The 22055-nt window shown below is 53.6% G+C and carries 20 protein-coding genes; 15 read left to right on the top strand and 5 right to left on the bottom strand.

The genetic code is table 11. From position 1 onward, the window contains the following. The first annotated feature begins 258 nt into the window (after positions 1–258). Positions 259–1206: a L,D-transpeptidase family protein gene (locus tag O5O45_RS23855; RefSeq protein WP_305901821.1), complete on the top strand. Its 948-nt coding sequence runs from the start codon at positions 259–261 to the stop codon at positions 1204–1206. Positions 1207–1215: 9 nt separating this feature from the next. On the opposite strand, the gene O5O45_RS23850 is transcribed toward O5O45_RS23855, so the two are convergent. Then, complete coding sequence (locus O5O45_RS23850; RefSeq protein WP_011394313.1) at positions 1216–1506, bottom strand: Lpp/OprI family alanine-zipper lipoprotein; 291 nt, start codon at positions 1504–1506, stop codon at positions 1216–1218. Between the two features lie 294 nt (positions 1507–1800). Between O5O45_RS23850 and O5O45_RS23845 the strand changes: the two genes are divergently transcribed. From O5O45_RS23845 to O5O45_RS23825, 5 genes are all read left to right on the top strand, one after another. Then, the gene (locus O5O45_RS23845) at positions 1801–3768 is read left to right on the top strand and encodes a sensor histidine kinase (protein WP_305901820.1); all 1968 of its coding nucleotides are present in this window, start codon (positions 1801–1803) and stop codon (positions 3766–3768) included. A 4-nt stretch (positions 3769–3772) separates the two neighbouring features. Further along, positions 3773–5161 carry a sigma-54-dependent transcriptional regulator gene (locus tag O5O45_RS23840; RefSeq protein WP_305901819.1) on the top strand — a complete coding sequence of 463 codons (1389 nt, stop codon included), beginning with the start codon at positions 3773–3775 and terminating at the stop codon, positions 5159–5161. Positions 5162–5209: 48 nt separating this feature from the next. Next, positions 5210–6178 carry a M28 family peptidase gene (locus tag O5O45_RS23835; protein WP_305901818.1) on the top strand — a complete coding sequence of 323 codons (969 nt, stop codon included), beginning with the start codon at positions 5210–5212 and terminating at the stop codon, positions 6176–6178. Positions 6179–6338: 160 nt separating this feature from the next. Further along, complete coding sequence (locus tag O5O45_RS23830; RefSeq protein WP_305901817.1) at positions 6339–6752, top strand: hypothetical protein; 414 nt, start codon at positions 6339–6341, stop codon at positions 6750–6752. A 275-nt stretch (positions 6753–7027) separates the two neighbouring features. Further along, a complete protein-coding gene (locus tag O5O45_RS23825; protein WP_305901816.1) occupies positions 7028–7522 on the top strand; it encodes a hypothetical protein in 495 nt (164 codons plus the stop codon). 88 nt (positions 7523–7610) lie between these two features. Here the strand turns inward: O5O45_RS23825 and rarD are convergent, their stop codons facing one another. Then, positions 7611–8522, bottom strand: coding sequence for an EamA family transporter RarD (rarD, locus tag O5O45_RS23820; RefSeq protein WP_305901815.1), 912 nt, complete (start codon positions 8520–8522; stop codon positions 7611–7613). Between the two features lie 213 nt (positions 8523–8735). Between rarD and O5O45_RS23815 the strand changes: the two genes are divergently transcribed. Further along, a complete protein-coding gene (locus O5O45_RS23815) occupies positions 8736–10280 on the top strand; it encodes an FMN-binding glutamate synthase family protein (protein ID WP_305901814.1) in 1545 nt (514 codons plus the stop codon). On the opposite strand, the gene O5O45_RS23810 is transcribed toward O5O45_RS23815, so the two are convergent. Continuing rightward, complete coding sequence (locus tag O5O45_RS23810; RefSeq protein ID WP_305901813.1) at positions 10263–10799, bottom strand: chalcone isomerase family protein; 537 nt, start codon at positions 10797–10799, stop codon at positions 10263–10265. The genes O5O45_RS23815 and O5O45_RS23810 overlap by 18 nt on opposite strands. After that, the gene (locus O5O45_RS23805) at positions 10796–11362 is read right to left on the bottom strand and encodes a nuclear transport factor 2 family protein (protein ID WP_305901812.1); all 567 of its coding nucleotides are present in this window, start codon (positions 11360–11362) and stop codon (positions 10796–10798) included. The genes O5O45_RS23810 and O5O45_RS23805 overlap by 4 nt, the downstream gene beginning before the upstream one ends. 216 nt (positions 11363–11578) lie before the next feature. On the opposite strand from O5O45_RS23805, the gene O5O45_RS23800 reads away from it, so the two are divergent. The 8 genes from O5O45_RS23800 (at position 11579) to O5O45_RS23765 (ending at position 19695) form a co-directional block, all read left to right on the top strand. Continuing rightward, complete coding sequence (locus O5O45_RS23800) at positions 11579–12529, top strand: acyl-CoA desaturase (RefSeq protein WP_305901811.1); 951 nt, start codon at positions 11579–11581, stop codon at positions 12527–12529. Beyond that, positions 12526–13785, top strand: a complete 1260-nt coding sequence (locus O5O45_RS23795; protein WP_305901810.1) for an NAD(P)/FAD-dependent oxidoreductase — start codon at positions 12526–12528, stop codon at positions 13783–13785. Before O5O45_RS23800 ends, O5O45_RS23795 begins: the two co-directional genes overlap by 4 nt. Next, positions 13769–14563, top strand: coding sequence for a DUF1365 domain-containing protein (locus O5O45_RS23790; RefSeq protein ID WP_305901809.1), 795 nt, complete (start codon positions 13769–13771; stop codon positions 14561–14563). Before O5O45_RS23795 ends, O5O45_RS23790 begins: the two co-directional genes overlap by 17 nt. Positions 14564–14607: 44 nt before the next feature. Then, positions 14608–15846 carry an SAM-dependent methyltransferase gene (locus tag O5O45_RS23785; protein WP_305901808.1) on the top strand — a complete coding sequence of 413 codons (1239 nt, stop codon included), beginning with the start codon at positions 14608–14610 and terminating at the stop codon, positions 15844–15846. Continuing rightward, a complete protein-coding gene (locus O5O45_RS23780; RefSeq protein WP_305901807.1) occupies positions 15837–16616 on the top strand; it encodes a DUF1295 domain-containing protein in 780 nt (259 codons plus the stop codon). The genes O5O45_RS23785 and O5O45_RS23780 overlap by 10 nt, the downstream gene beginning before the upstream one ends. Beyond that, the gene (locus O5O45_RS23775) at positions 16613–17626 is read left to right on the top strand and encodes an SAM-dependent methyltransferase (protein WP_305901806.1); all 1014 of its coding nucleotides are present in this window, start codon (positions 16613–16615) and stop codon (positions 17624–17626) included. Before O5O45_RS23780 ends, O5O45_RS23775 begins: the two co-directional genes overlap by 4 nt. Before the next feature lie 533 nt (positions 17627–18159). Then, entirely contained in the window at positions 18160–19083 is a 924-nt protein-coding gene (locus O5O45_RS23770; RefSeq protein ID WP_305901805.1) for a DUF4382 domain-containing protein, read from the top strand. Positions 19084–19269: 186 nt separating this feature from the next. Continuing rightward, positions 19270–19695 (top strand): early set domain-containing protein, encoded by a 426-nt coding sequence (locus O5O45_RS23765; protein ID WP_305901804.1) that lies wholly within the window; start codon positions 19270–19272, stop codon positions 19693–19695. A gap of 5 nt (positions 19696–19700) precedes the next feature. Here O5O45_RS23765 and O5O45_RS23760 read toward each other — a convergent pair whose 3' ends face one another. Next, positions 19701–21866, bottom strand: a complete 2166-nt coding sequence (locus tag O5O45_RS23760) for a bifunctional diguanylate cyclase/phosphodiesterase (RefSeq protein ID WP_305901803.1) — start codon at positions 21864–21866, stop codon at positions 19701–19703. Positions 21867–22055: the final 189 nt, after the last annotated feature.

Below are 22055 nucleotides of genomic sequence, written 5' to 3'. Positions count from 1 at the left end.
CGTAAAGATAGAGCGATGAACCCAATACATGGAATGTGTCTAAGTCATGGACAGATAAATGTCTTAATAGACGGGGTGAACCTTGATGGATAGGCGCACACCATGATGGATAGGTGCACACCATGATGGATAGGTACACACCTTGCTGGATAGGTACACACCGCTCTGGGATTATCAGGGGGTAGTGCTTAAAATGCCGCTCAGATTACAACTTCAAAAGAGCGAACACATTTAGTCTCGTTACAGGAATTCGAAAAAATGAAGCTGAAAGCAGCCCTGATTGGATTAGTTGGCGCAGTGAGCATCCAGGCGTTAAGCGGTTCGGCCGGGGCGCTGGAGCTGACTTGGAATCCCAAGCAGGATATCGTCGGTAGAGAACATCGGCTGGTGGCTAAAAGAGAGTACACTTTCGTCGATCTCGGCGAGCAGTACAATTTTGGATTTAATGAACTGGTTAGCGCCAATCCCAGTGTAGATGCCTGGCTGCCTGCGGAAGGCGATGAGATTGTTATTCCCGGGCGCTTTATCCTTCCGCCGGGATTACGCAATGGCATCTTGATAAACCTGGCGGAGTACCGCCTCTACTATTTCCAACCTGATAAGAAGCGTCTCTACACCGTGCCTATCGGTATCGGCACTGTTGATTTCCCCACGCCGATCATGGACACCAAGATCGTCACTCGTATGAAAAATCCAACCTGGTATCCGCCAGAGTCCATCCGTCAGAGACAGTTGGAAGAGTACGGCGAGCAATTGCCCAGAGCCATCCCCGCCGGACCGGATAACCCATTGGGCGACTATGCGTTTAAGTTGGATGCGGACAGTTATCTGATTCATGGCACCAATAAAGGCGTGGGTATCGGAATGCGCGTCAGCCATGGCTGTATCCGTCTGTATAACTGGGATATCAAGCAGATGATGTCGCTGGTGCCGGACAATACCCCGGTCAAAATCATCAACCAGTCTGTCAAGCTGGCGGTGGACGATGGCAAACTCTGGATGGAAGTGCATGCAGAGGCTGACGTTACCGAACAAAAGCTGCGGGAAGAGTATACCTATCAACTGCTTAAGCTACAGTCGACTGGCGTCAGTGTGATGGTGGACGAAGAGAAGGTGACGAAAGCACTGGTGGAATTGACTGGCCTTCCTTCGCCGATTGGAGAGCTGCAGCCGTCCCTGGCCGCAAGCATGTCATCCGGTTCGTAAAGAACCGGATTACTTCATGCTGGCTCTTTCCAGCATGCGACGCGCGCGTTCGTTTGCTTCGTTAGCCGCTTTTTGAGCAGCCAGAGCTGCAGCTAAAGCTTCTTCAGCTTTGGCGTAAGCTTCGTTAGCGCGGGACAGAGCTGTGTCGGCAGTGTTTTGCGCACCGGAAACAGCTTGCTCTGCGTTGTTCGCAGTAGTCGTGGCGGCGTCGAGGGCTTGACGGTCTTGCTCAGTCAAGCTGGCGCAACCACCGGCAAGCAACGAAGACATAACGATCCCTGAAACTAGAAGTTTTTTCATTGAGGTTTCCCCCTTTTTTATGGGTAATGATAATCTGTTGTGACTTTGAACCGGAGGTTCAAAGCGCCGGGTTAGTTTAATTAGACTGCATCGGGTTTTAAAGCCATTAAGTATAAATGCTAATCGGAATAATTAATTAGTAAGTTCTGCTCAAATATCAATTTATTTATGCCCTATAACAGGGCGTTTCAGTGGACGCTCCCTTAATCGCTGCATAATATTCCCCTGTTTTCGTGAAACGAACGATAATTAAGGGTGTGCCGACTAAATATGCTTAATCAGATTTATTAATAAATGGTCATATTTAAAAATGGGATTAAGCGACAAGTATCCAAGCAGGCGATGACGCCCGGCTCTGGCGCCGGAGGCATGCGTTATTTGCGCAGCGGTATTTTTGTTTTGGTTTTATGTTTGCTTTTCAGCGGTATGATTTATGTCACTGAAGACTGGGCCAGGACCTCTGCTGTCCGGGAGCTGGAGCAGGATGCCGCCAATGAGCTGCAGCGTTCCGTTTCCAGCCTGCAGGCGTTGTTGAGTAAATATGAGTCTCTGCCCCATATCCTCGCCGTGGACCCCCGCTTGCTGGCTTTGTTGCAGGATCCGACGAACGCTGAACTAACCAGCCGCACCAATGCCTATCTGGAATCCATCAACTTCATTGGCGGCGCGGCGGATGTGTATCTGCTGAATGCGCGTGGTGACACCATTGCCGCCAGTAACTGGCGTTTGCCGCGGACCTTTATCGGGCACAACTTTTCTTATCGACCTTATTATTCAGACGCAATGCAGGGGCGCTCCGGGCAGTATTTCGCTTTGGGAACGACCTCTGGCGTGCGTGGATTCTATTTCTCTTTTCCGGTATCAGATGATGACGTCATCCTGGGCGTCATCGTGGTTAAAATTGACCTCTCCGCCGTGGAACAACGCTGGGGCAGCCCTTGGGGGAAAAACGCTTACGAAGTGCTGGTGACGGATAATTATGGCGTGGTGTTTATTTCCACTCGCGCAGAATGGCGTTTCCGGTTGACGCGTCCGCTAAGGGCGGCGGAGGCCCGCGAAATAGAAAAGGAACAGCGCTATGATCCGGAATTGTTGAAGCCGATGTTGCTGGCGCAGACGCAAACATCGGAGCAACTGCTGGATTCCTCCACGCAATTTGTCCGCGCAGGATTGCATGACGAAAGCGCGCAGACTTATCTGACCAAGTCCGCTGATATGCCTCAGGCCGGATGGCGGGTGCAGGTTCTCCTGCCGATGGAGCGGGTGAAGAAAGAAATCAGCAACGTTCTGCTGCTCAGTCTGTCGATGATTTTTATCATTGTGCTGTTGGCGTTGCTGTTGGTGGAGCGCGCGCGGCGGGAACGGGCGCTGCGCGCCGCCCGTGATCTGCTGGAGGCGCGCGTGCAGCACCGCACTCGCGATCTTTCCGAAGCCAATGCGCGTTTACTTGAGGAAGTGGAAGAACGGGAGCGGGCGGAGAAAGAGCTTAAACTGACTCAGGATGAGCTGATTCAAGCCGCTAAATTAGCTTTGCTGGGGCAACTATCCGCAGGCATCAATCATGAGCTTAATCAGCCGCTGACGGCGCTGCGCACCTACGCGCAGAATGCGCAGGCGTTTATTGAGCGTAATATGTCGGAAAAGGCGCAGTTGAATTTACGGGAAATTGTTGGCCTGACCGATCACATGGCTTCCATCATCGGGCAACTGAAAATTTTCGCCCGCAAAGAGGCCAATGTGTCTGGACCGGTGCATGTGAACAGCTGTGTCGACGCGGCCTTGAAAATTACCGAGCCGGAATTACGCCGGGCCCATGTAAACTGGCGCGTAGACGCTGCGGCGGACGATATTTATGTCCAGGGAGATATGGTGCGCCTGGAGCAGGTGCTGATCAACCTGATCACCAACGCTCTGCACGCAATGTCCGGCAGCGAGGAAAAGCAATTGCGCATTCAGTGCGCCGATCTGGGGGACAAAGTGCGCATTCAGGTTCGCGATACTGGCTCGGGCATCCCTGAGCATGTAATGCAGCACATTTTCGAACCGTTTTATACAACCAAAAACAGAGGGCAAGGCCTGGGATTGGGTCTTTCTATTTCATACAGAATCATCGAGTCGATGAAGGGCGAATTGCGCGCCGCCAATAATGAGGAAGGGGGCGCGCTGTTTATAGTCGAGCTGCCGCTGGCTCAGGCCGAGGCCTCCAATGTCATCGACTCGCAAGCCGCCCTGCAGCCGGCCGGCGGCGATAATGAGGAGTAAGACTTTGCAGTCAGAGAACGCGGGCGCATCAGGCGCCGAACTGATGGTGTACTTCATCGACGATGACCGCCATATCCTGCAGTCCGTTGGCCAGACGTTGGAGCTGGAAGGCCTGCAGGTGGAAACCTTTCTCAGTGCGGAAGAGGCGCTGCGTAATCTGCAGACCGACTGGCCCGGCGTGCTGGTCAGCGATATCAATATGCCGGGAATGGACGGGTTGCAGCTGATGCAGGCGTTGCAGAAAGTGGATTCCGAGTTGCCAGTGATTCTGGTGACCGGACATGGCGATATCTCAACGGCCGTTTCCGCCATGCGCGAGGGCGCCTATGACTTTATTGAAAAGCCCTTCAGTAACGAACGCCTGCTGGATACGATTCGACGCGCCATGGACAAGCGTCGCCTGACGCTGGAGAACCGCGATCTGCGCAGAGAACTGCAGGAACAGAATGCGCCTGGGCCGCGTATTCTGGGACGCACGCCGGCGATTCAGCGATTGCGGCGCGTATTGCAACAAGTGATGAACACCCCGGCGGATATTTTGTTATTCGGTGAAACCGGCGTTGGCAAAGAGCTGGTGGCGCGTTATCTGCACGAGCATAGCAACCGGCGCGAGCACAACTTCGTCGCCATCAACTGTGGCGCGGTGCCTGAGAATCTCATTGAAAGCGAATTGTTTGGCCATGAAGCGGGGGCCTTCACTGGCGCAGATAAGCGTCGAATCGGCAAATTTGAGCATGCCAACGGCGGCACGCTGTTTCTGGATGAAATAGAAAGCATGCCGCTGTCTCTGCAAGTCAAAATTCTGCGGGTGCTTGAGGAGCGCAAGGTGGAGAGGCTTGGCTCCAATACGCTGATTCCACTGGATTTGCGCGTGGTCGCCGCCACTAAAATCAGCCTGAAGGAAATGGCGGACAAGGGCGAATTCCGGAGCGATTTATATTATCGGCTGAATACGGTGGCGGTGGAAATTCCCTCTCTGCAGGATCGGCTTGAAGATGTGCCGCTGCTGTTCGAGCACTTTGCGTTAGTCGCCGCCGCCCGCTATCAACAGGAAATCGTGCCATTAAAACCTGAGCAACGACATCGCCTGCTGACTCATAACTGGCCGGGCAATGTGCGGGAGCTGCGCAATTTGGCGGAGCGTTACGTGATTATGGGGGAGGAGTGTTCCTTCGATATGGAGCATATGCTGGGTGAACCGGAGATTCAGAGTCGCCGCACGCTGACGGAAAAGGTTGAGCTTTACGAACAGACCCTGATACGCGAAGCCTTGGCCGTCCATCACGGCAGCATCAAGGATACGCTAGTCGCGCTTGGCCTGCCGCGGAAAACCCTGTACGACAAGATGAAAAAATACGGCATCAGCCGCCAGGATTTTCGCGAGTCGGAGTAGGGCTCGCATTCTTATATTTTCTCTTCAAGATATGAAGTTATTTCGTTTATGAAACGTCTGCTGTGTTTCGTGTTCGCGCTGGCTGCTTCGCTGTTTGCGCTCTGGTATTTCATCTCAGTTCCCGTCTTCTTTGTTTCGTCGCCCGAGAGCTACCAGCCGCTGGCCAGCGCTGATACGCTGCGATGGCATGTGAGAACGCTTTCCGAAGATTTACCGCCCCGTTCTGAGGACGCTGACGAACTGGCGGCGTCCGCGCGGTATATCCAGGCGCAGTTTCAACAGCATACGGATAGAGTTGAAGCGCAACCCTATGGCGTGTGGGGAATCGAATACCAAAATATATCGGCGAAGTTCGGTCCTGACGACGACAATGCTCCAGTCATCGTCATTGGCGCTCATTATGACACGTTCAAAGGCTTGCCCGGCGCAGACGATAACGCCAGCGGCGTCGCCGGACTGCTTGAGCTGGCCAGATTATTCGCCGCTCAATCGCCGCCAATCCAGGTAGAACTGGTCGCATACGCCTTGGAAGAGCCTCCGTACTTTCGCACTGACGATATGGGGAGCTTTCATCACGCTCAATCTCTGAGGGAGAAGGGAACGGAAGTCAGATTGATGATCTGTCTGGAAATGATCGGTTATTTCTCTGAGCAGGCCGGCAGTCAACGATACCCTTTAGCCAGATTGAATGCGCTCTACCCGGACAAGGCGAATTTTATCGCAGTTGTCTCCAACCTGGGCGGACACAGCGACGTCCGCGAATTGAAAACCGGCATGCTGCAAGCCACGCCTCTGCCCGTGGAGTCCATGCTCGGGCCCGCTTTCCTGGCGGGTGTCGACTTCTCCGATCACATTAACTACTGGTTTCACGACTACCCTGCGGTCATGGTGACCGACACCGCATTCTACCGCAATCGCGCCTACCATACGGACCAGGATACCTGGGATACGCTGGACTATGAACGGATGGCGATGGTTGTGGATGGTATTTTTAACGGAGTGTCTAAACTTCTATAAAGTATGCTTGACCTACGGCCAAAATACTTTTTTATGAATGATAAAGAATAGGGTGTGAAATGTTGATAGTGAAAGTACTAAACATTATGTGGTGTTAAAAATATAACGCGGAAATTGTATCGGATTGTATTTTTGCTAAATAAACTCAGGTTTATAGGGTATGACCAGATCATTATGCTTTTTTCTTCTGACTTTTATTGTTCGCTCAGCCTTGGCTGAGACTACCGGTGTCCCTGCTTCAGTAAGTCAGGTTCAGACCGAAATTGTGAATGGCCAGATTGTTAGGATTGTTCAGTACAATATGGAGATCAATCCCATCATTCAATTCGAAATATTATCACGCCCTGACTTTGAGCCTATACAGGCGTTGACCGTTGGGGAGCTGCCGTATGGCCCTGAAACGCTAAGTCTGAGGGATTCAAGCGGAGCTTTTGTGGAAAAAGTGACTGTCGAGGATACTCATATTAGTATTGTTTTCGAATATTTCTTTATTGAAGGCCATTCTGCTCTTTTGGAATGTCAGCTACCAGTGAGTGGTAAACACTTTGGGCCATTCCAATGTGGTAAAAAATAGAAATTATTCTTCTCTCATTTTTTATGAATTTAATCGATCGCATATCACAGAAATTGATCGACTCCTGATAAAAATACTTCATTCAGTTTCAATTCAGCTTGCATGTACATAATGGCCTACGTGTTGTTGCTTCATCTGGTTTGATCGAGGTGAGGAACGCATCTAACGGTAGCCTGCAGCTTTTGATGATAACGGGTGGTTTTCACCGCTGGCGTGATCGGTTGTATGGCGGATTATCAAATGTCATTCGTACATAAGTCATCTCAGGAATATCTATGAAAAAGGTAGTGGTAGCGTCTGTTCTAACTTCATTTCTTCTTTCCACTGGTTGCGCGAGTATTGTCAGCGATAGCAGCTATCCGGTCGCGATAAGCAGCTCTCCCTCTGACGCGCAGTTCGTGGTTGAAGATTTAAATGGCAACGAGATTCATGCAGGCCGCACGCCTGCGACGGTAACCCTGAGCGCTGGCGAAAGTTACTTTCAAAAAGCGAAATATAGAGTGAAATTCCATAAAGACGGTTATGAAGATAAAGCCGTGTTGTTGGAAAGCAAGCTGGATGGTTGGTACTTCGGTAATATTCTGCTGGGCGGCGTGATTGGCATGCTTATCGTCGACCCGGTCACTGGCGCGATGTGGAAACTGCCTGAAGGTCAGGCGACAGTATTGGAGCAGAAGTACGCCTCCGCGCCAAATAACGGCGACCTGACTATCGTATCCATCGATCAGCTTTCAGATATCGAGCGCGATTCCCTGGTGCGGATTAACTAAGACCCCCCAGTCTCGCAGCGGGTGAAGCCCCGCCCGCTGCGTTGTATTTTCCTCTTCGATCATCACTTTTCATTATGCGTAGAAAACGTTACGCCACTGGCGCCAGTCGTCGTGAGCGATAGCGCATCACTGCATCCCAGGACACCAGCGCCAAGGCGCACCAGATAATGACGAAAGTGATCCATTTCCCCTGTGGCACAGGCTCCTGGTAGAGCGTGATCGCCAGAATGAACATGATGCTGGGGCCAAGGTATTGGAAGAAGCCGAGGATTGTCAGCGTCAGCCTGCGGCTGGCGATAATGAACAGCAACAGCGGCAGAGTCGTCGCTGGCCCCGCTGCGAGCAGCAACAGGTTGTGGTAAGTGTCGTTGGTGAACATGTTGCTGGCGGAGGAGGCTGAGGTCCACATATAAATCAGCGCAGCCGGCGCCAGCAGGCACGTCTCCACACACAGTCCGCTGACGGCGTCCACCGCCACCTGCTTGCGCAATAAGCCGTAGAAGCCGAAGGAGAGCGCCAGCACAACTGCGATCCAAGGCAGGGAGCCGAAGGCGACGATTTCCAGTAATACCCCTCCCACAGCAAGGGCGGCGGCGATGCGTTGCAGGAAGGTCAGTCGTTCACCCAGGAACAGATAACCCAACAGCATGTTGACCAGCGGGTTGATGTAATAACCGAGACTGGCTTCCGTCATATGATTGTTGTTCACGGCCCAGATGAACAGCAGCCAGTTGCCGCCCACCAATAACGCCGACAATGCCAGCCATCGCAATTTGCGCCATTCGAGCAGACCCGCGCGCACCGCCATCAGGCGTCCGCTGAAGGCGCACAGCAATACAGTCAACACGCTGGACCAGACGATGCGATGCCCCAGGATTTCCAGGGCGGGCATGTGGCTCAGTTGCTTGAAATAAATGGGCATGAACCCCCAAAGGAGGAAGGCTCCCAACGCGGCGAAGGCGCCGGTGGACGAAGACGGTTGTGTGGACGATGCGCTCATGGGTTCCTGCAGAGGCAAAGGTAGGGACTGGCTACTATGCTGATGAAAAGCCTGACTGGCAAGCTCGGATTCACCATGGGCTCATACAGGGTGTGATGCGGTGGCGAGAGGAACTGGAGCGTTGCATAATTTGTCCAATAACCGTAACCGGTTCCCGCTTGCTGCTAAAATCAGGCGCAATTATGCAACCCGCCAAATAGGGAGACTGCTGCGATGCCCGACGCAATCCGAAATCTGACTTTTACCTTGGTTGAAATCGCCACCTTTTTCGGTGCGGCGGTGGTCGCCATACTGGTGGTTTGGGTGTTGATCGCCTACGTCATCGATATCACCCAGAAGAAGCACGCGATCCGCCGCAACTTTCCGGTGATTGGACGTTTCCGTTATTTTTTCGAGCACCTTGGCGAGTTCTTTCGGCAGTATTTTTTCGCCATGGACCGGGAAGAGTTGCCTTTCAATCGCGCGGAGCGGGCCTGGGTTTATCGTTCCGCCAAAAATGTGGATAACACGGTGGCGTTCGGCTCCACCCGCAATCTTACCCATGCAGGCGAAGTAATATTCTTGAACTGCCCTTTCCCTACGCTGGAGGAAGACGCGGTGCCGCCAAAGGAGATCACTTTGGGAGAGGGCTTCGCGCGCACGCCCTACAGCACCAGCTCCATTTTCAATATCTCCGGCATGAGCTATGGGGCAATCTCCCGTCCAGCGGTCCTGGCGTTGTCACATGGCGCCAAAGAAGCGGGCGTGTGGATGAATACCGGCGAAGGCGGTCTCACCAAATACCATTTGGAAGGCGGCTGCGACCTGGTGTTTCAAATCGGCACGGCTAAATATGGCGCCCGCACCGAAGACGGCGCGCTGAGCGACGAGAAGCTGTTGCAGATCGCGTCACACGAACAGGTAAGAATGTTTGAGGTCAAGATGAGCCAGGGCGCCAAACCTGGTAAAGGCGGCATTCTTCCCGGCGGCAAAGTGACGGAAGAGATTGCTGCTATCCGGGGTATTCCTGAGGGCAAAGCCTCTATCAGCCCCAACGGCCATCCGGAAATCCGCAATGTGGATGATCTGATGGACATGATTCACCACATTCGTGAAGTCACCGGGAAACCTGTGGGGTTCAAAGCGGTGATTGGCGCATACGGCTTTCTCGACACCTTGTTCAAACGTATTCATGAACGCGGGCTTGAATATGCGCCGGATTTTATCACCATTGATAGCGCAGACGGAGGCACCGGCGCCGCGCCGCAGAGCCTGATTGACTATGTAGGGCTGACCATCAAAGAAAGTCTGCCTCTGGTGGTGGATAAACTGATGGAATACGGCTTGCGGCATCGCATTAAAGTCATTTGCTCCGGCAAGCTTATTACGCCTTCCGGCGTCGCCTGGGCCTTGTGCATGGGGGCGGACTTTATCGTTTCCGCGCGAGGGTACATGTTCGCCCTGGGGTGCATTCAGGCGTTGCAATGCAATAAGAATACTTGTCCGACCGGGGTCACCACCCATGATCCAGAGCTGCAGAAAGGCCTCGACCCCGCCAACAAAGCCGTACGCGTCGCCAATTACGCCAAGAAGATGGCCTATGAAGTGGGCGTCATCGCCCACTCCTGCGGCGTGCGCGAACCCAGGGAACTGCGTCGCTATCATGCTCACATTATTAACGACAGCAGTTTTTCCACGTCCCTGGAAACACTGTTTCCTACGCGACAGGTGCGTCCGGAATACGCCGAGGAAGTAGTTAAGTTAGTCCAGTCCGAGTAAACGCTGTTTCAGCGCCTCATCAAAGGGGCGTCGGCCTAGCCAGATATTGAAATAGGCATGCGCCAGCGGTTCCTCCCGCAGCCGCGCCAGTTCCAGGTCGTTGAGCAACAGGCGCAGGCCATCGTTGGCTTGATATTCCAGGCGATACTGGTCGCCATCACTCACATCGCGATAGCTGGAATGGAATTGGCGCAGGGCGCGGTCGTTTTCAGGCAAGGAGCGATTGCGGCGCAACAAGGTTTCCGCGCTTTCAGTAAAGGCATGGGCGGGGATGTTTCGTTCATAGCGAAACAGCATCACGCGACTTTCCTGTGTGTCCTGTCGCCAGGATTTAGCGCAGTTTTCGCGGTAGAGAGCGGCGGAGCCAACCGTGAACAGTCGATAGGCTTTTAACTCGGCGACGCCGCAGCGTTGTAAAGTCGCGTCAGCAACCTGCTGTGTTGCAGGAAATCTATTCGTGTTTGAAGCCCATATCTTTGGGACGGTTAGCGTCAGAATGAGCAGCAGACAGATTTTCACTGATTTGCCCCCACGCCGCTGCGAATCTTCTGCAGGACGCCTCCCAGCAGAGGAAGGTGGTAGTAAAAACCTTCTGCACTGTCCCAGTAATCCTGATGCAGAACGATCTCTCCTTGAGCATTGAACCGTAGATGAGAGACGCCGATGGAGGTGACTTCGACCTGCTTCCACCAGACCTTGAATTTTAAGGTCATGGTCCAGCGCAGCAGGATGTCGTCGCCTGTCGATGTAAAGTCAAGAAATTGCACTGATGTGGAAGCTTTCTCCGCCATCGCAACGAAGTAGCGTGTAAGTTCCTCCCGCTCCTGCAAGCTGTGGAAGGTATCATTGAAATAAAACGACTTCGCATATGCACACTTGACGGCGGTGGGGATATTGTCTGGCGTAAAATTATTCATGAGCGCTACGAAGCCTTGTAGTCGCGGTTCCTGCTCAGTGGAAGAGAAGGTTTCGGGGCCTGCAGCTTTCAAATAATCCTGATGGGGCGTCAACGGACCTGAACTGGAGCAGGCGCTCAGTAAACCTGCGAAGGCGGCGGACAAGCTGTTTCGAAGAATTGCCATAACGTCGTTTCCTGAAAGGTTTCCATTTACTTGATGCTAAGCTTTACGACGCTGGACGAGATTCAGTTTTGCCATGGCCGGCGATGATGAAGTTGAAGCCTCGCCGAGCCTGACCAAGACAGTTATAAAATCCCGCCTGCAAACCAAACCGCTTCTTCGTTCGTAAGATATTGGCGATGACGGCGGCGACTCTCTCAACTGAGGACTGTTTATAATATGCAAGGCTTGGGCAGGTTATTGAGCTGGATTGATAATGACCGCAAAGGAATGTCGGTAGATGTGGGTCGGGACGCTGTGGACTGGCGCAGGGTTTGGCCGTTCGTTGGCATTCACTTGGCCTGCCTTGCGGCGCTTTGGGTGGGCTGGAGCCCTGTGGCGGTGTGGGTGGCGGTTGCGGCTTATCTGGTGCGCATGTTCGCCATCACGGCGTTTTATCATCGTTATTTTGCTCACAAGTCCTTTCGCACCAGTCGGCCCGTGCAATTTATCTTCGCTGTTCTGGGAGCTTCCGCAACCCAACGTGGGCCGCTCTGGTGGGCGGCGCACCATCGGCATCATCATCGCACCTCTGACACTGAAGCGGACCCGCATTCGCCCCGACACGGCTTTTGGCGCAGTCATGCAGGCTGGTTTCTTGGGGGGAAACACTTCAAGGCGCCGCTGAATTTGATGAAGGATTTCAGTCAATATCCCGAATTACGCTGGCTTGATCGATTTGATATGTGCGTGCCTTTGGCCTTTGGCGTCGGTATGTGGTGCTTGGGCGAGGGGCTTGCCCACATGGCTCCGCATCTGCAGACCAATGGCTGGCAAATGTTGGTGTGGGGATACTTTATTTCCACTGTAGCGCTGATTCACGCGACTCTGGCCATCAACTCTCTCGCCCATCGTTGGGGGGCGCGGCGCTATGAGACGGGAGACGATTCCCGCAATAATTTTATTCTGGCGCTGCTGACCCTGGGGGAAGGTTGGCATAACAACCATCATCACTACTCCGGCAGCGCGCGCCAGGGGTTCTTTTGGTGGGAGTTTGATCTGAGTTATTACCTGTTGCGACTGATGGCTGCGTTAGGCTTGATCTGGGATCTCAGAGATGTCCCTGAGCATAAAAAGTGGGCGCATAAACCTGAAGTGGCGGGCATGTCGTTGAACGGAGGCCGCAGATGAATATTGCAATCATCGGCGCTGGCGTTTCCGGTCTTACTGCGGCTTATTACCTGCATAAAAATCATGATGTGACGCTGTATGAGGCGAATGCTCGACCCGGCGGCCACACCGATACCCACTCTCTGCGACTGGATGGCCAGGATGTGGCGGTCGACTCCGGTTTCATTGTGTTTAACGAACGCAATTACCCCAGATTCTGCGACATGTTGCGAGAGTTAGGCGTGCAGTGGCGCGACAGCGACATGAGTTTCAGCGCGGTGAATGAAGCGACGGGAATGGAGTATGGGGCCGCGGGGCTGAGCCGGCTGCTGGCGCAGAAACGTAATCTGTTGCGCCCGGATTTTTATTTGATGCTCAAAGATTTGGCGCGCTTCTACAAAGAAGCGCCTGAGCGTGCGTTGGAAGTGGAGGCGGACCTGACATTGGGCGAATTCCTGCGTCAGGATGGATACAGTCGCGCGTTCATTGACAACCACATTGTGCCCATGGCTTGCGCTTTGTGGTCTGCGTCCGCGCGCATGATTGAGTCTTTTCCGTTTCGTTTTTTCATCTCTTTCATGGACAACCACCGTATGCTGCAATTGCGCGGGCGGCCGCAGTGGAAAGTGGTGCAGGGCGGGGCACAGCAATATGTGAAGCGTATTCAGGCTGTGCTTGGGCCACGCGTACGCCTTTCTTGTCCGGTGGCTGTGGTGTCCCGTTGCGGTGACTCCGTCATGGTGCACTCGGAGCGATATGGCGCTGAAAAATATGACGCCGTTGTCTTCGCCTGTCACAGCGATCAAGCGCTGACTTTACTCAAAGATGCTGATCGCACGGAGCGTGAGGTATTGGGCGCGATTCCCTATCAGGAGAATCTGGCGGTGGTGCATTCCGACGCGCGCGCCATGCCGTCGAAACGCGCCGCCTGGGCGAGCTGGAACGCTTTTATTCCGAGGCAGGCGACGCAACATTGCTCGGTCAGCTATTGGATGAACTCCCTGCAAGGCCTTACTTGCGAGACGCCCATGATTGTGACTTTGAATCCGACCTTCCCGATCGCTCCAGAAAAAGTATACGCCCGCCGCACCTATGCACACCCCGTCTACACCCATGAAACACTGACGGCCCAAGCGCGACGCGAGGAAATCAACGGCCGTCGTAATACGTATTTCTGTGGGGCCTATTGGGGCTGGGGGTTTCATGAAGACGGCGTGCGCAGCGCGTTGGATGTTGTGTCCCTGATCCAGCGGAGGCGATATGGCGTTGCGGCATAGCGCAATCTGCGAAGGTAAAGTGCGGCATCGCCGCTATGCGCCAGCGGCTCATAGATTTGAGTATCGCATCAGCATGACTTGGCTGGATTTGGATGAGTTAGAGGAAATTAACACTCTGCCTTTCTGGTCCAGTCGGGGCTTCAATTTGATGCAATACCGGCGTTCGGACTACCTGCGTCGAGAAGTTCCCGACTTAAAGCAGGCGGTGTATGAACGTCTGCAGGAAGCCGGCGTGACGCTGCAGTCTGGCGCTATTCGCCTGCTTACTCATTTACGTTCATGGGGATTCTGCTTCAACCCGGTATCGTTTTATTTCTGTTTCAACCAACTGGAAGAGTTGTACGCAATCGTCGCGGAGATCAACAACACGCCCTGGAACGAACGGCATTCCTACGTATTGCCGCTGACGCCGCAACGGTTGCAGGGGCAGGCGCTCACCTTCAGCTTTGATAAGGCGTTTCATGTATCGCCGTTCATGCCGATGACGCTGCAGTATGAATGGCGATTTCGTCTGGACGAACAGCGGGTGTGGACGCACATGCGTTTATTGGACAACGGCGAGGTGGTGTTTGACGCCAGTCTTGGCCTGGTCAAGAAACCCCTGACTGCCGCCAGCGCCTGGCGCGCGCCGCTTAAATTTCCATTTATGTGTCTAACGGTGGCGGCGGCGATTTATCGGCAGGCGTTCTCGCTTTGGCGTAAAGGCGTTCCTTTCTATCCTCATCCCAATAAAAAGGAGCAGGGGGAAAGAAAGCGGATGGATCAAGAAACAGTTTAAAACGGCGTTAAGCCTCGATGGTTCAAAAAGCTGGAGACATGACTATGTGGGCGAGTGCGATCAGCAAACCCTTACTGTTGCCTGAACGTTTCTGGAAACAAGCCTTATACCGTTTGTGTTCAGGTATACAAGGCGGGCAACTGGAGCTGCGTGGCGATGGAGAAAGTCGCGTTTTCGGCGCGCCAGGGCCGGACGCTATGCACGCCAGAATTGACGTCGCAAACCCCGATTTTTATCGCATCGCTTTGACGGGGGGCGTCAACGGCCTGGCGGAAGCCTGGATGGCGGGCGCCTGGACATCTCCAGACCTGACCGCGCTGGTGCGCCTGTTGTTACGCAATCGTGCGCGATTGGAGCAGTTGGAGTCCGGCGTGGCGCGTTTGCCGGGCGCCTTGAGCAAGCTTTGGCACAGCTTTAACCGTAATACACTGCAGGGCTCCCGTAAAAATATTGCGGCGCACTATGATCTCGGTAACGATTTCTTCCGCCTGTTTCTGGATGAAAGCATGATGTATTCCTCAGCGGTATATGTCACCGGCGAGGAAACGCTGGAGCAGGCCTCGATGGCCAAGTTGGAGCGAATTTGCCGCAAGCTGGCGTTAACGCCGAGCGATCACTTACTTGAAATCGGCTCAGGTTGGGGAGGCATGGCCTTGTACGCCGCCCGGGAATATGGCTGCAAGGTGACGACGGCGACCATTTCCGTCGAGCAGCACGCCGCTGTAGCGGAGCAGGTGCGGCAAGCCGGGCTGCAGGATCGGGTGACCGTGCTGCTGCAGGATTACCGTAAATTAGAAGGCCGCTACGACAAGCTGGTTTCCATTGAGATGGTGGAAGCGGTGGGCCATCAGTTTCTGGACGGCTACTTCCGGCAAGTCAGTAGTCTGTTGAAGGATGATGGACTGGGGCTGATTCAAGCCATCACCATTGACGACAACCGCTACGAGAAAGCGCTACGACATGTGGACTTCATCAAGCGCTACATCTTCCCCGGCAGCTTTATCCCTTGTGTGTCAGTGCTGACACAGAGCGCCGCCAATGCCGGCATGCGCCTGTTTAATCTGGAGGATATCGGGGAAAGCTACGCCCTTACTTTGCAGGAATGGCGCAGTCGCTTCTTGCGAAATCTTCCGCAAGTCCGCGAGCAGGGGTTTGACGAACGCTTCATTCGCATGTGGGAGTTTTATCTTTGCTATTGCGAGGGAGGTTTCCGCGAGCGGGCGATCTCCAACGTGCAGATGCTGTTCGCCAAACCGGGCAGTCGGCGCGAGCAATGGCTGTGAATCTGATACTGCTGTGGTGGTCGCCAGTCTGTCTGGCGGCTGTGTTCTTAGTGGGATATTTGTGGCAAACCCAGAGCCGCAATGCCGGCTGGGTAGATGTCTGGTGGGCGGTTGGCGTGGGCGTCACCGGCGCCTTGCATGCCCTGGTGGGAACTGGCGATCCGTCGCTACGCCTGACTGTGGCGTTGATTTATCTGGTCTGGTTCGGACGGTTATCGGTGCACCTGGCGGGTAGGGTCGCAGGAGCAGAGGAAGATGGTCGTTACGCCGCGCTGCGTGCGTGGGCGGGGGAGCGCTGGCGGAGTGTATTTCTGGGGATGTATATGATGCAGGCGTTCTGGGTATGGTTGTTCGCGCTGCCGGCCTGGGTGATCAGTCAGGCCCAGGAACCGCCTGCGGCGTTGTATACGGCGGCGCTCCTCCTGATCATCGTCGCCTGGTTTGGTGAAACCCTGGCGGATCGGCAGCTAGCGGCGTTTAAAGCTGATCCGCAAAATCAGGGTAAAACCTGCCGGCAAGGTTTATGGCGCTATTCGCGACATCCCAATTACTTTTTTGAATGGCTGCATTGGTTCGCTTATCCCTTATTGGGCTTCGCATCTCCCTGGGGATTCTGGCTTTGGGGCGCGCCGGCGCTCATGTTTGTTTTCTTGTATTTCGTCACCGGCATCCCTTTTACCGAACGACAGGCGTTGCGTTCGCGGGGGGAGGACTATCGGGATTATCAACGCCGTACTCCCATGTTTATACCCTGGAGGCCAAAATCATGAGTATGATCGAACTGGCGGAAAAAGGTTGGTTGCCTGACACCCTGATTCGCTTCGGTATTCGCCGACTGTGTCGCGAACGTCTGGTACTGGAACGCAAGCGGGGCGGCGGCGAGCTTGAGAGAATCGCCCGCTTTCTCAACGGCCCTATCGCCATCGAGACACGGGCTGCGAACGAACAACATTATGAAGTGCCTGCTGAGTTCTATCGCCTGGTTCTGGGGTCCCGCTTGAAATACAGCGCATGCTGGTGGGGGAAAGAGGTTGGCGACCTGGCCGCGGCGGAGGAGGCAATGCTGGCGTTATACGCGGAGCGGGCTCAGTTGGCTGATGGACAACGTATTCTGGATTTGGGGTGCGGTTGGGGCTCATTGAGTCTGTGGCTGGCGGAGAACTTCCCCAAGGCGGAGATTACTGGTGTGTCCAACTCTTCATCGCAGCGTAGCTATATTGAGGAGCAGGCGGCGCTGCGTGGTTTACGCAATCTTAAAATTCTGACTTGCGATGTGAATGTATTTAGCCCTTCCACAACGTTTGATCGCATCGTCTCGGTGGAAATGCTGGAGCATGTGCGTAACTACCAGGCGTTATTTGAGCGTATCAGCCAGTGGTTGACGCCGGCGGGCTTGTTCTTTGCGCATATATTCTGTCATCGCAACCTGCTCTATCCCTTTGAAACGGAAGGCGTCAATAATTGGATGGGCAGATATTTCTTCACAGGAGGGCTGATGCCTGCGGCGGGCACGTTTGGGCACTTCCAGCAGAACCTGCGCCTGATGCAGCAATGGATGCTGGACGGTCGCCACTATGGCGCGACAGCGGAAGCCTGGCTAACCAACCTGGACGCTAACGAAGTCAAAGTAAGGAAAGTCTTCACTGACGCCTATGGAGAAGAGCAAGCCGACCTATGGACCCAGCGCTGGCGCATGTTCTTCATGGCCTGTGCGGAGCTGTTCAATTATCGCACTGGAGCGGAGTGGCAGGTTGGTCATTATCTGTTTATGAAACAATAGTCGCGTTGGACTTTACTAAGCGATAGCGAACCAGGCGACGGTTGCTATCGCTCTCTGTGAAAAATAGCCCTTCCTTCATTATTGATTTTCCTTGTCTTAATGGAATAAGTGCGTCCTGCACTCGAAATGTAATAACGATATACATATAAATGAATATGTATCTGCAAGGTCATTGTTGCTTTGCGGAATGGCGTTGAAGTCTGCGACTTTATTACGAATTTATAGCGCGCCACTTTTATAACCTCATGATAATAAAAGCCATTATTAATGCTCATCCGGAGAGTGTAGGCGGTACGATCGTCCAAATAGTCCATATGGATGGTCGTAATTTCATCAATCATGGGGTTAAATACGCCGCTTGTTGGATGATTCGCGTGTAAGCAGGATAGGTTTGAGTATTGGTCGCCAGGGTATCCGGCGCTTTTTCCGCCGCAAACGCGAATGTTTTGCAGAAAAGGTTAGATAGATTCTATGGAAGAACCCAGAAATCGGGCCGGTTTCGTTTCTCCGGAGTGTGAGCGGGGAGAATGACGATGTTGAAACTCGTGCTTAAATTTTTGCTTCTTGTCGGCGCGCTAAGTCTGTTCGGTTGCGGACAGGATGAAAGCGCTGCGGACAAGGCTCCGTTTTCTCTCGAAATCACCGATGCGCCGGTGGATGGAGCGACCAAGGTGGTCATTGAATTTACCGGCGTGGAGATCCAGTCTCAATCAAACGGTCGTTCCGTCTACGAATATGCAGAGCCGCGCAGTATAGATTTGTTGTCAGAATCCCTGGCGGGAAATCGTATTTCCCTGTTGCAGGGTGAGCTGGGCATTGGCGCATACTCATGGCTGCGACTGATGGTGAATGCTCGTCTGGACGGTATTTTCGACTCCTACATTGAGTTAGCGGATGGCTCTCGCTATGAGCTGGCCATTCCCGAAGATAATCTGGATGGCCTGAAAATTGACCGAGAGTTCTTGATAAGCGCCGGACAGCCCAAAGGTTTTCTGATTGATTTGGATTTGAGACGCTCCATCATCGAGAACAACCGTCAGTTCAAACTTAAGCCAGTATTGAAAACAGTGGATTTGAACAGCGTACGCTCTTTGACCGTGAATGTTGCGCCTGAATTGCTGGCGGCCAACTGTGACGACTCCGGCCAGTATGCTGGCGCGATATATATGTTCGCCGGCGCCCATGCGGTTCTGGACGATATTGACGGTGACGATAAGGATCCAGTGGCGACAGCCGTGCTGTCCAGCGCTGCGAATCCGGAAAATGGCATGTATAAGGCGGTTATCTGGAATCCGGACAACGGGGCCTACCGCCTGGCGTACAGCTGTAATCCCAAAGACAATCCAGAGCTGAATGACCAAGGGTTTTCCTTCGCTGAACAAACGGTCACAGTGGTTGTCGTCAATGATGATGGCGACAAGACCACAACCCTGGACGCTTCCGCGACGCCGCTATAAGCGGCGTCTGCATCGATCACAGCCCCTTTCTCTAGACCCTCGCGCGCTTCTTCAATCTACTCCCTCTCCTTCCTGACGCTACGCCCCTTCATGTGGCGTTATAGATGATGCGTCTTAGCCCTGTTTCGCCGAGCATTTTAGTCCTGACTGCGACTCTTCCAATAACAACTTTGCAGGAGAACAAGAATGCAAAAGCCAATCCTTATTTCTGCTTTGGCCGCGACCCTATTACTGGCCGGTTGCGCCTCTACTGGCGGCAAGCGTGATCTCAGCCAGTCCCTGTACCTGCGAGGGCAGTTTGCATGGTGGGATGCGCTGGATGAATACAAGGTTAAAAAAGCCGGACCGGATCTTTATGTCGCCAGTGTGGAACTGAAGGCGGACGGGCAACCCTATGAACTGAAATTTGGCGACGCAGCCTGGAGCGCAGGAACCAACTGCGGCTTCCTGTCCCAGGAAGACCAAATGCTGGAGTTTGGTAAGAAGTCCAAGGCCAATTGCTCGTCCGTATTTGAAAACTTCAAATTCAATCCGCCTGAAACTGGTGTGTACAGCTTTTACTTGGATAACAGCGGTGAACAGCCGGTGGTTTACGTAGAGCCGGCTAAATAAAGCCGCTATCCCTGCTGCAGGCTGGTCCCGTTTCTCAGCGACGTGGCCAGTTTGTACAGCTGATCCGGGGGCAAGGGTTTGGCGAACAGGTATCCCTGAGCTTCATCGCAACCCTGTTTTTGCAGATAGGCGGCTTGCGCTTCTGTTTCCACGCCTTCCGCCACGACGCTCAGATTAAGGTTGTGCGCCATGGCGATGACTGCGTTAATGATGACCCGATCATCCGCATTTGTTTCCAGTTGCGACACAAAGCTACGGTCGATTTTGATGCAAGAGATGGGGAAGTGCTTGAGGTAGGCGAGGGAGGAGTAACCAACGCCAAAGTCGTCGATGGATAGTCGGAAGCCCATCTTGATCAGCTCGTTGAGGTGGGCCATGTTGGACTCGATATTCTGGATGAAAACCTCCTCTGTCAGTTCGAACTCCAATTGCCTCGGTGGGACGTCGAATTCCCGCAGGAGGTCGTCGATCTTGTGGACCAGATCTTTGTCTTCCAATTGGATGGCGGATAAATTGATTGCGAGCCGGATATGACCCAACGGGGTGCCTCGCCATTCCGATAACTGCTGACAGGCTCGGCGCACTACCCACATACCCAATTCCTTGATTAAGCCGGTTTCTTCAGCCAGAGGAATAAATTCCGCCGGTGAGATAAAACCCTGTTCCGGACGATACCAGCGCAGCAGTGCTTCGGCTCCAGTGTAGTCGCGTGTCTTCAGGTTCACTTTCGGTTGATACGCGAGACTGAGTTCGTTGCGCTCTATCGCTTCGCGTAACCAGCGGTCCAGTTCCAGTCTTTTAAGCGCTTCCGCATGCATGCCCGTAGTGTAGAAGTGATAGCCGTTGCGTCCCGCCGCTTTCGCCCGGTAGAGCGCGGCGTCGGCGTTGCGGATCAAATCTTCGGCGCTGACGCCGCCTTCTGGGTAGACGGCGATGCCGATACTGCAGGTGATAAAGACCTCTTCATCGTTTAGCGTAAAGGGCTGTTTCATACAGGCCATAATGCGATTGGCGATTGCGATCACCTCATCCACGGATTCGGGGTTCTCCAGCAGCATCATGAATTCATCGCCGCCGGCGCGGGCGATGCTGATCTCACTTTCCAGCAATGTGTTGAAGCGCTTGGTCAGCGCTACTACGAGTTGGTCGCCGGCATTGTGAGTGAGGGTATCATTGATTTTCTTGAACTGATCCAGATCGACCAGCATGACGGCGAGATATCGGTTGGCGCGTTGGGCGCGAAGTAGGGCTTGAGCCAGGTCTTCCTGAAAAAACGATCGATTGGGTAATCCAGTTAATGCGTCATGGGTGATGACGTGGGACAGGGTTTGCTCCACTTCCTGTCGATTGGCGATTTCACTTTGCAGGGACTCGTTGGCGCTGAGTAACGAACGGCGTTGACGGCCCAGAGACATGGCTAGAAAGCATACCCAGGCCAGCAGCGCTGAGGAAATAGACCCTGCGCTCATGACGAAGGCGGGAAGGGGGGATGAGTAATTGTGCAGCCAGTCGGATTTTGGTTGTACGCTCAGACGCCAGGAAAGCTGCAGGGGCCTCCAGTCGGCCGATGCGCTGATGTCGGGACTGACGTCAGCTGAGCTGTTGCTGAATATCAGTTTGTCTTCCTCATACACGCGTACATGAAAGTGATTTTCTTCCTGTGGCGAGATGAGGCTGCCCAGCAACTGCTCCACCAGAAAAACGCCGACGATAAACCCTTGAAAGTCTTCCCCTTTGCTAATGGGAGCGTATACGACCACACCTTGGCCGCCTTGTTGCAGGGTAATCACTGGCGTGGAGTTGATGTCGCCTTGCGCGCGGGCGGCGTCCAGGGCCCGACGCCGGCTCTCGTTGAAGGCCACGTTGAAGCCGAGAGCCTGTTCATTGCCAGCCATCGGCTCGATCCACTGGATAACGTAGTTTTTGTCAGTCCATTCAATGGCTTTGAAATTAGGGAAATCCTTATGCAACGTTTCAGCGTTTTTACGCCAGGTGTCCTTACTGAAGCCGCCATTATTGTCCCAGTAGGCGGCAAGACGCTTAAGCGCGCGCACTTGCTCCAGAAACTGGCGGGTAATGCGTTTGCTGAGAAACTCGGCTTGGTAATCCAGGGCGTATTGCCGTCTTTCGCTGGTTTCGATATCAATGCGCGACCATAGGGACAGCGTCATTGTAAAACCCAGGCAAAAGACGAGTAGCGATAACAGCAAGTGATAAGACGCTCTAGCGGACAAAATACACCCTGAGGATTGTGAGACTTATCAATAAAAAATAGCAGGCGCTGCCGTGATCGACAAAGAGCGAAGGCGTCTGGTGTGGGCAGTAAAGTCTGACGGGCAAAAAAAGGGCCGGTTAACCGG

It is taken from the genome of Hahella sp. HNIBRBA332 (assembly GCF_030719035.1).
GTDB lineage: Bacteria > Pseudomonadota > Gammaproteobacteria > Pseudomonadales > Oleiphilaceae > Hahella.
Note: the sequence above shows the minus strand (reverse complement) of the source record. Positions and strands in the feature narration are given on the sequence as shown.

Coding starts and splice junctions, on each gene's coding strand:
- O5O45_RS23855 (WP_305901821.1), top strand. CDS start 259: ATGAAGCTGAAAGCAGCCCTGATTGGATTAGTTGGCGCAGTGAGCATC.
- O5O45_RS23845 (WP_305901820.1), top strand. CDS start 1,801: ATGGTCATATTTAAAAATGGGATTAAGCGACAAGTATCCAAGCAGGCG.
- O5O45_RS23775 (WP_305901806.1), top strand. CDS start 16,613: ATGAGTATGATCGAACTGGCGGAAAAAGGTTGGTTGCCTGACACCCTG.
- O5O45_RS23800 (WP_305901811.1), top strand. CDS start 11,579: ATGCAAGGCTTGGGCAGGTTATTGAGCTGGATTGATAATGACCGCAAA.
- O5O45_RS23850 (WP_011394313.1), bottom strand. CDS start 1,506: ATGAAAAAACTTCTAGTTTCAGGGATCGTTATGTCTTCGTTGCTTGCC.
- O5O45_RS23815 (WP_305901814.1), top strand. CDS start 8,736: ATGCCCGACGCAATCCGAAATCTGACTTTTACCTTGGTTGAAATCGCC.
- O5O45_RS23830 (WP_305901817.1), top strand. CDS start 6,339: ATGACCAGATCATTATGCTTTTTTCTTCTGACTTTTATTGTTCGCTCA.
- O5O45_RS23785 (WP_305901808.1), top strand. CDS start 14,608: ATGTGGGCGAGTGCGATCAGCAAACCCTTACTGTTGCCTGAACGTTTC.
- O5O45_RS23760 (WP_305901803.1), bottom strand. CDS start 21,866: ATGACGCTGTCCCTATGGTCGCGCATTGATATCGAAACCAGCGAAAGA.
- O5O45_RS23780 (WP_305901807.1), top strand. CDS start 15,837: ATGGCTGTGAATCTGATACTGCTGTGGTGGTCGCCAGTCTGTCTGGCG.
- rarD (WP_305901815.1), bottom strand. CDS start 8,522: ATGAGCGCATCGTCCACACAACCGTCTTCGTCCACCGGCGCCTTCGCC.
- O5O45_RS23795 (WP_305901810.1), top strand. CDS start 12,526: ATGAATATTGCAATCATCGGCGCTGGCGTTTCCGGTCTTACTGCGGCT.
- O5O45_RS23790 (WP_305901809.1), top strand. CDS start 13,769: ATGGCGTTGCGGCATAGCGCAATCTGCGAAGGTAAAGTGCGGCATCGC.
- O5O45_RS23770 (WP_305901805.1), top strand. CDS start 18,160: ATGTTGAAACTCGTGCTTAAATTTTTGCTTCTTGTCGGCGCGCTAAGT.
- O5O45_RS23805 (WP_305901812.1), bottom strand. CDS start 11,362: ATGGCAATTCTTCGAAACAGCTTGTCCGCCGCCTTCGCAGGTTTACTG.
- O5O45_RS23825 (WP_305901816.1), top strand. CDS start 7,028: ATGAAAAAGGTAGTGGTAGCGTCTGTTCTAACTTCATTTCTTCTTTCC.
- O5O45_RS23835 (WP_305901818.1), top strand. CDS start 5,210: ATGAAACGTCTGCTGTGTTTCGTGTTCGCGCTGGCTGCTTCGCTGTTT.
- O5O45_RS23765 (WP_305901804.1), top strand. CDS start 19,270: ATGCAAAAGCCAATCCTTATTTCTGCTTTGGCCGCGACCCTATTACTG.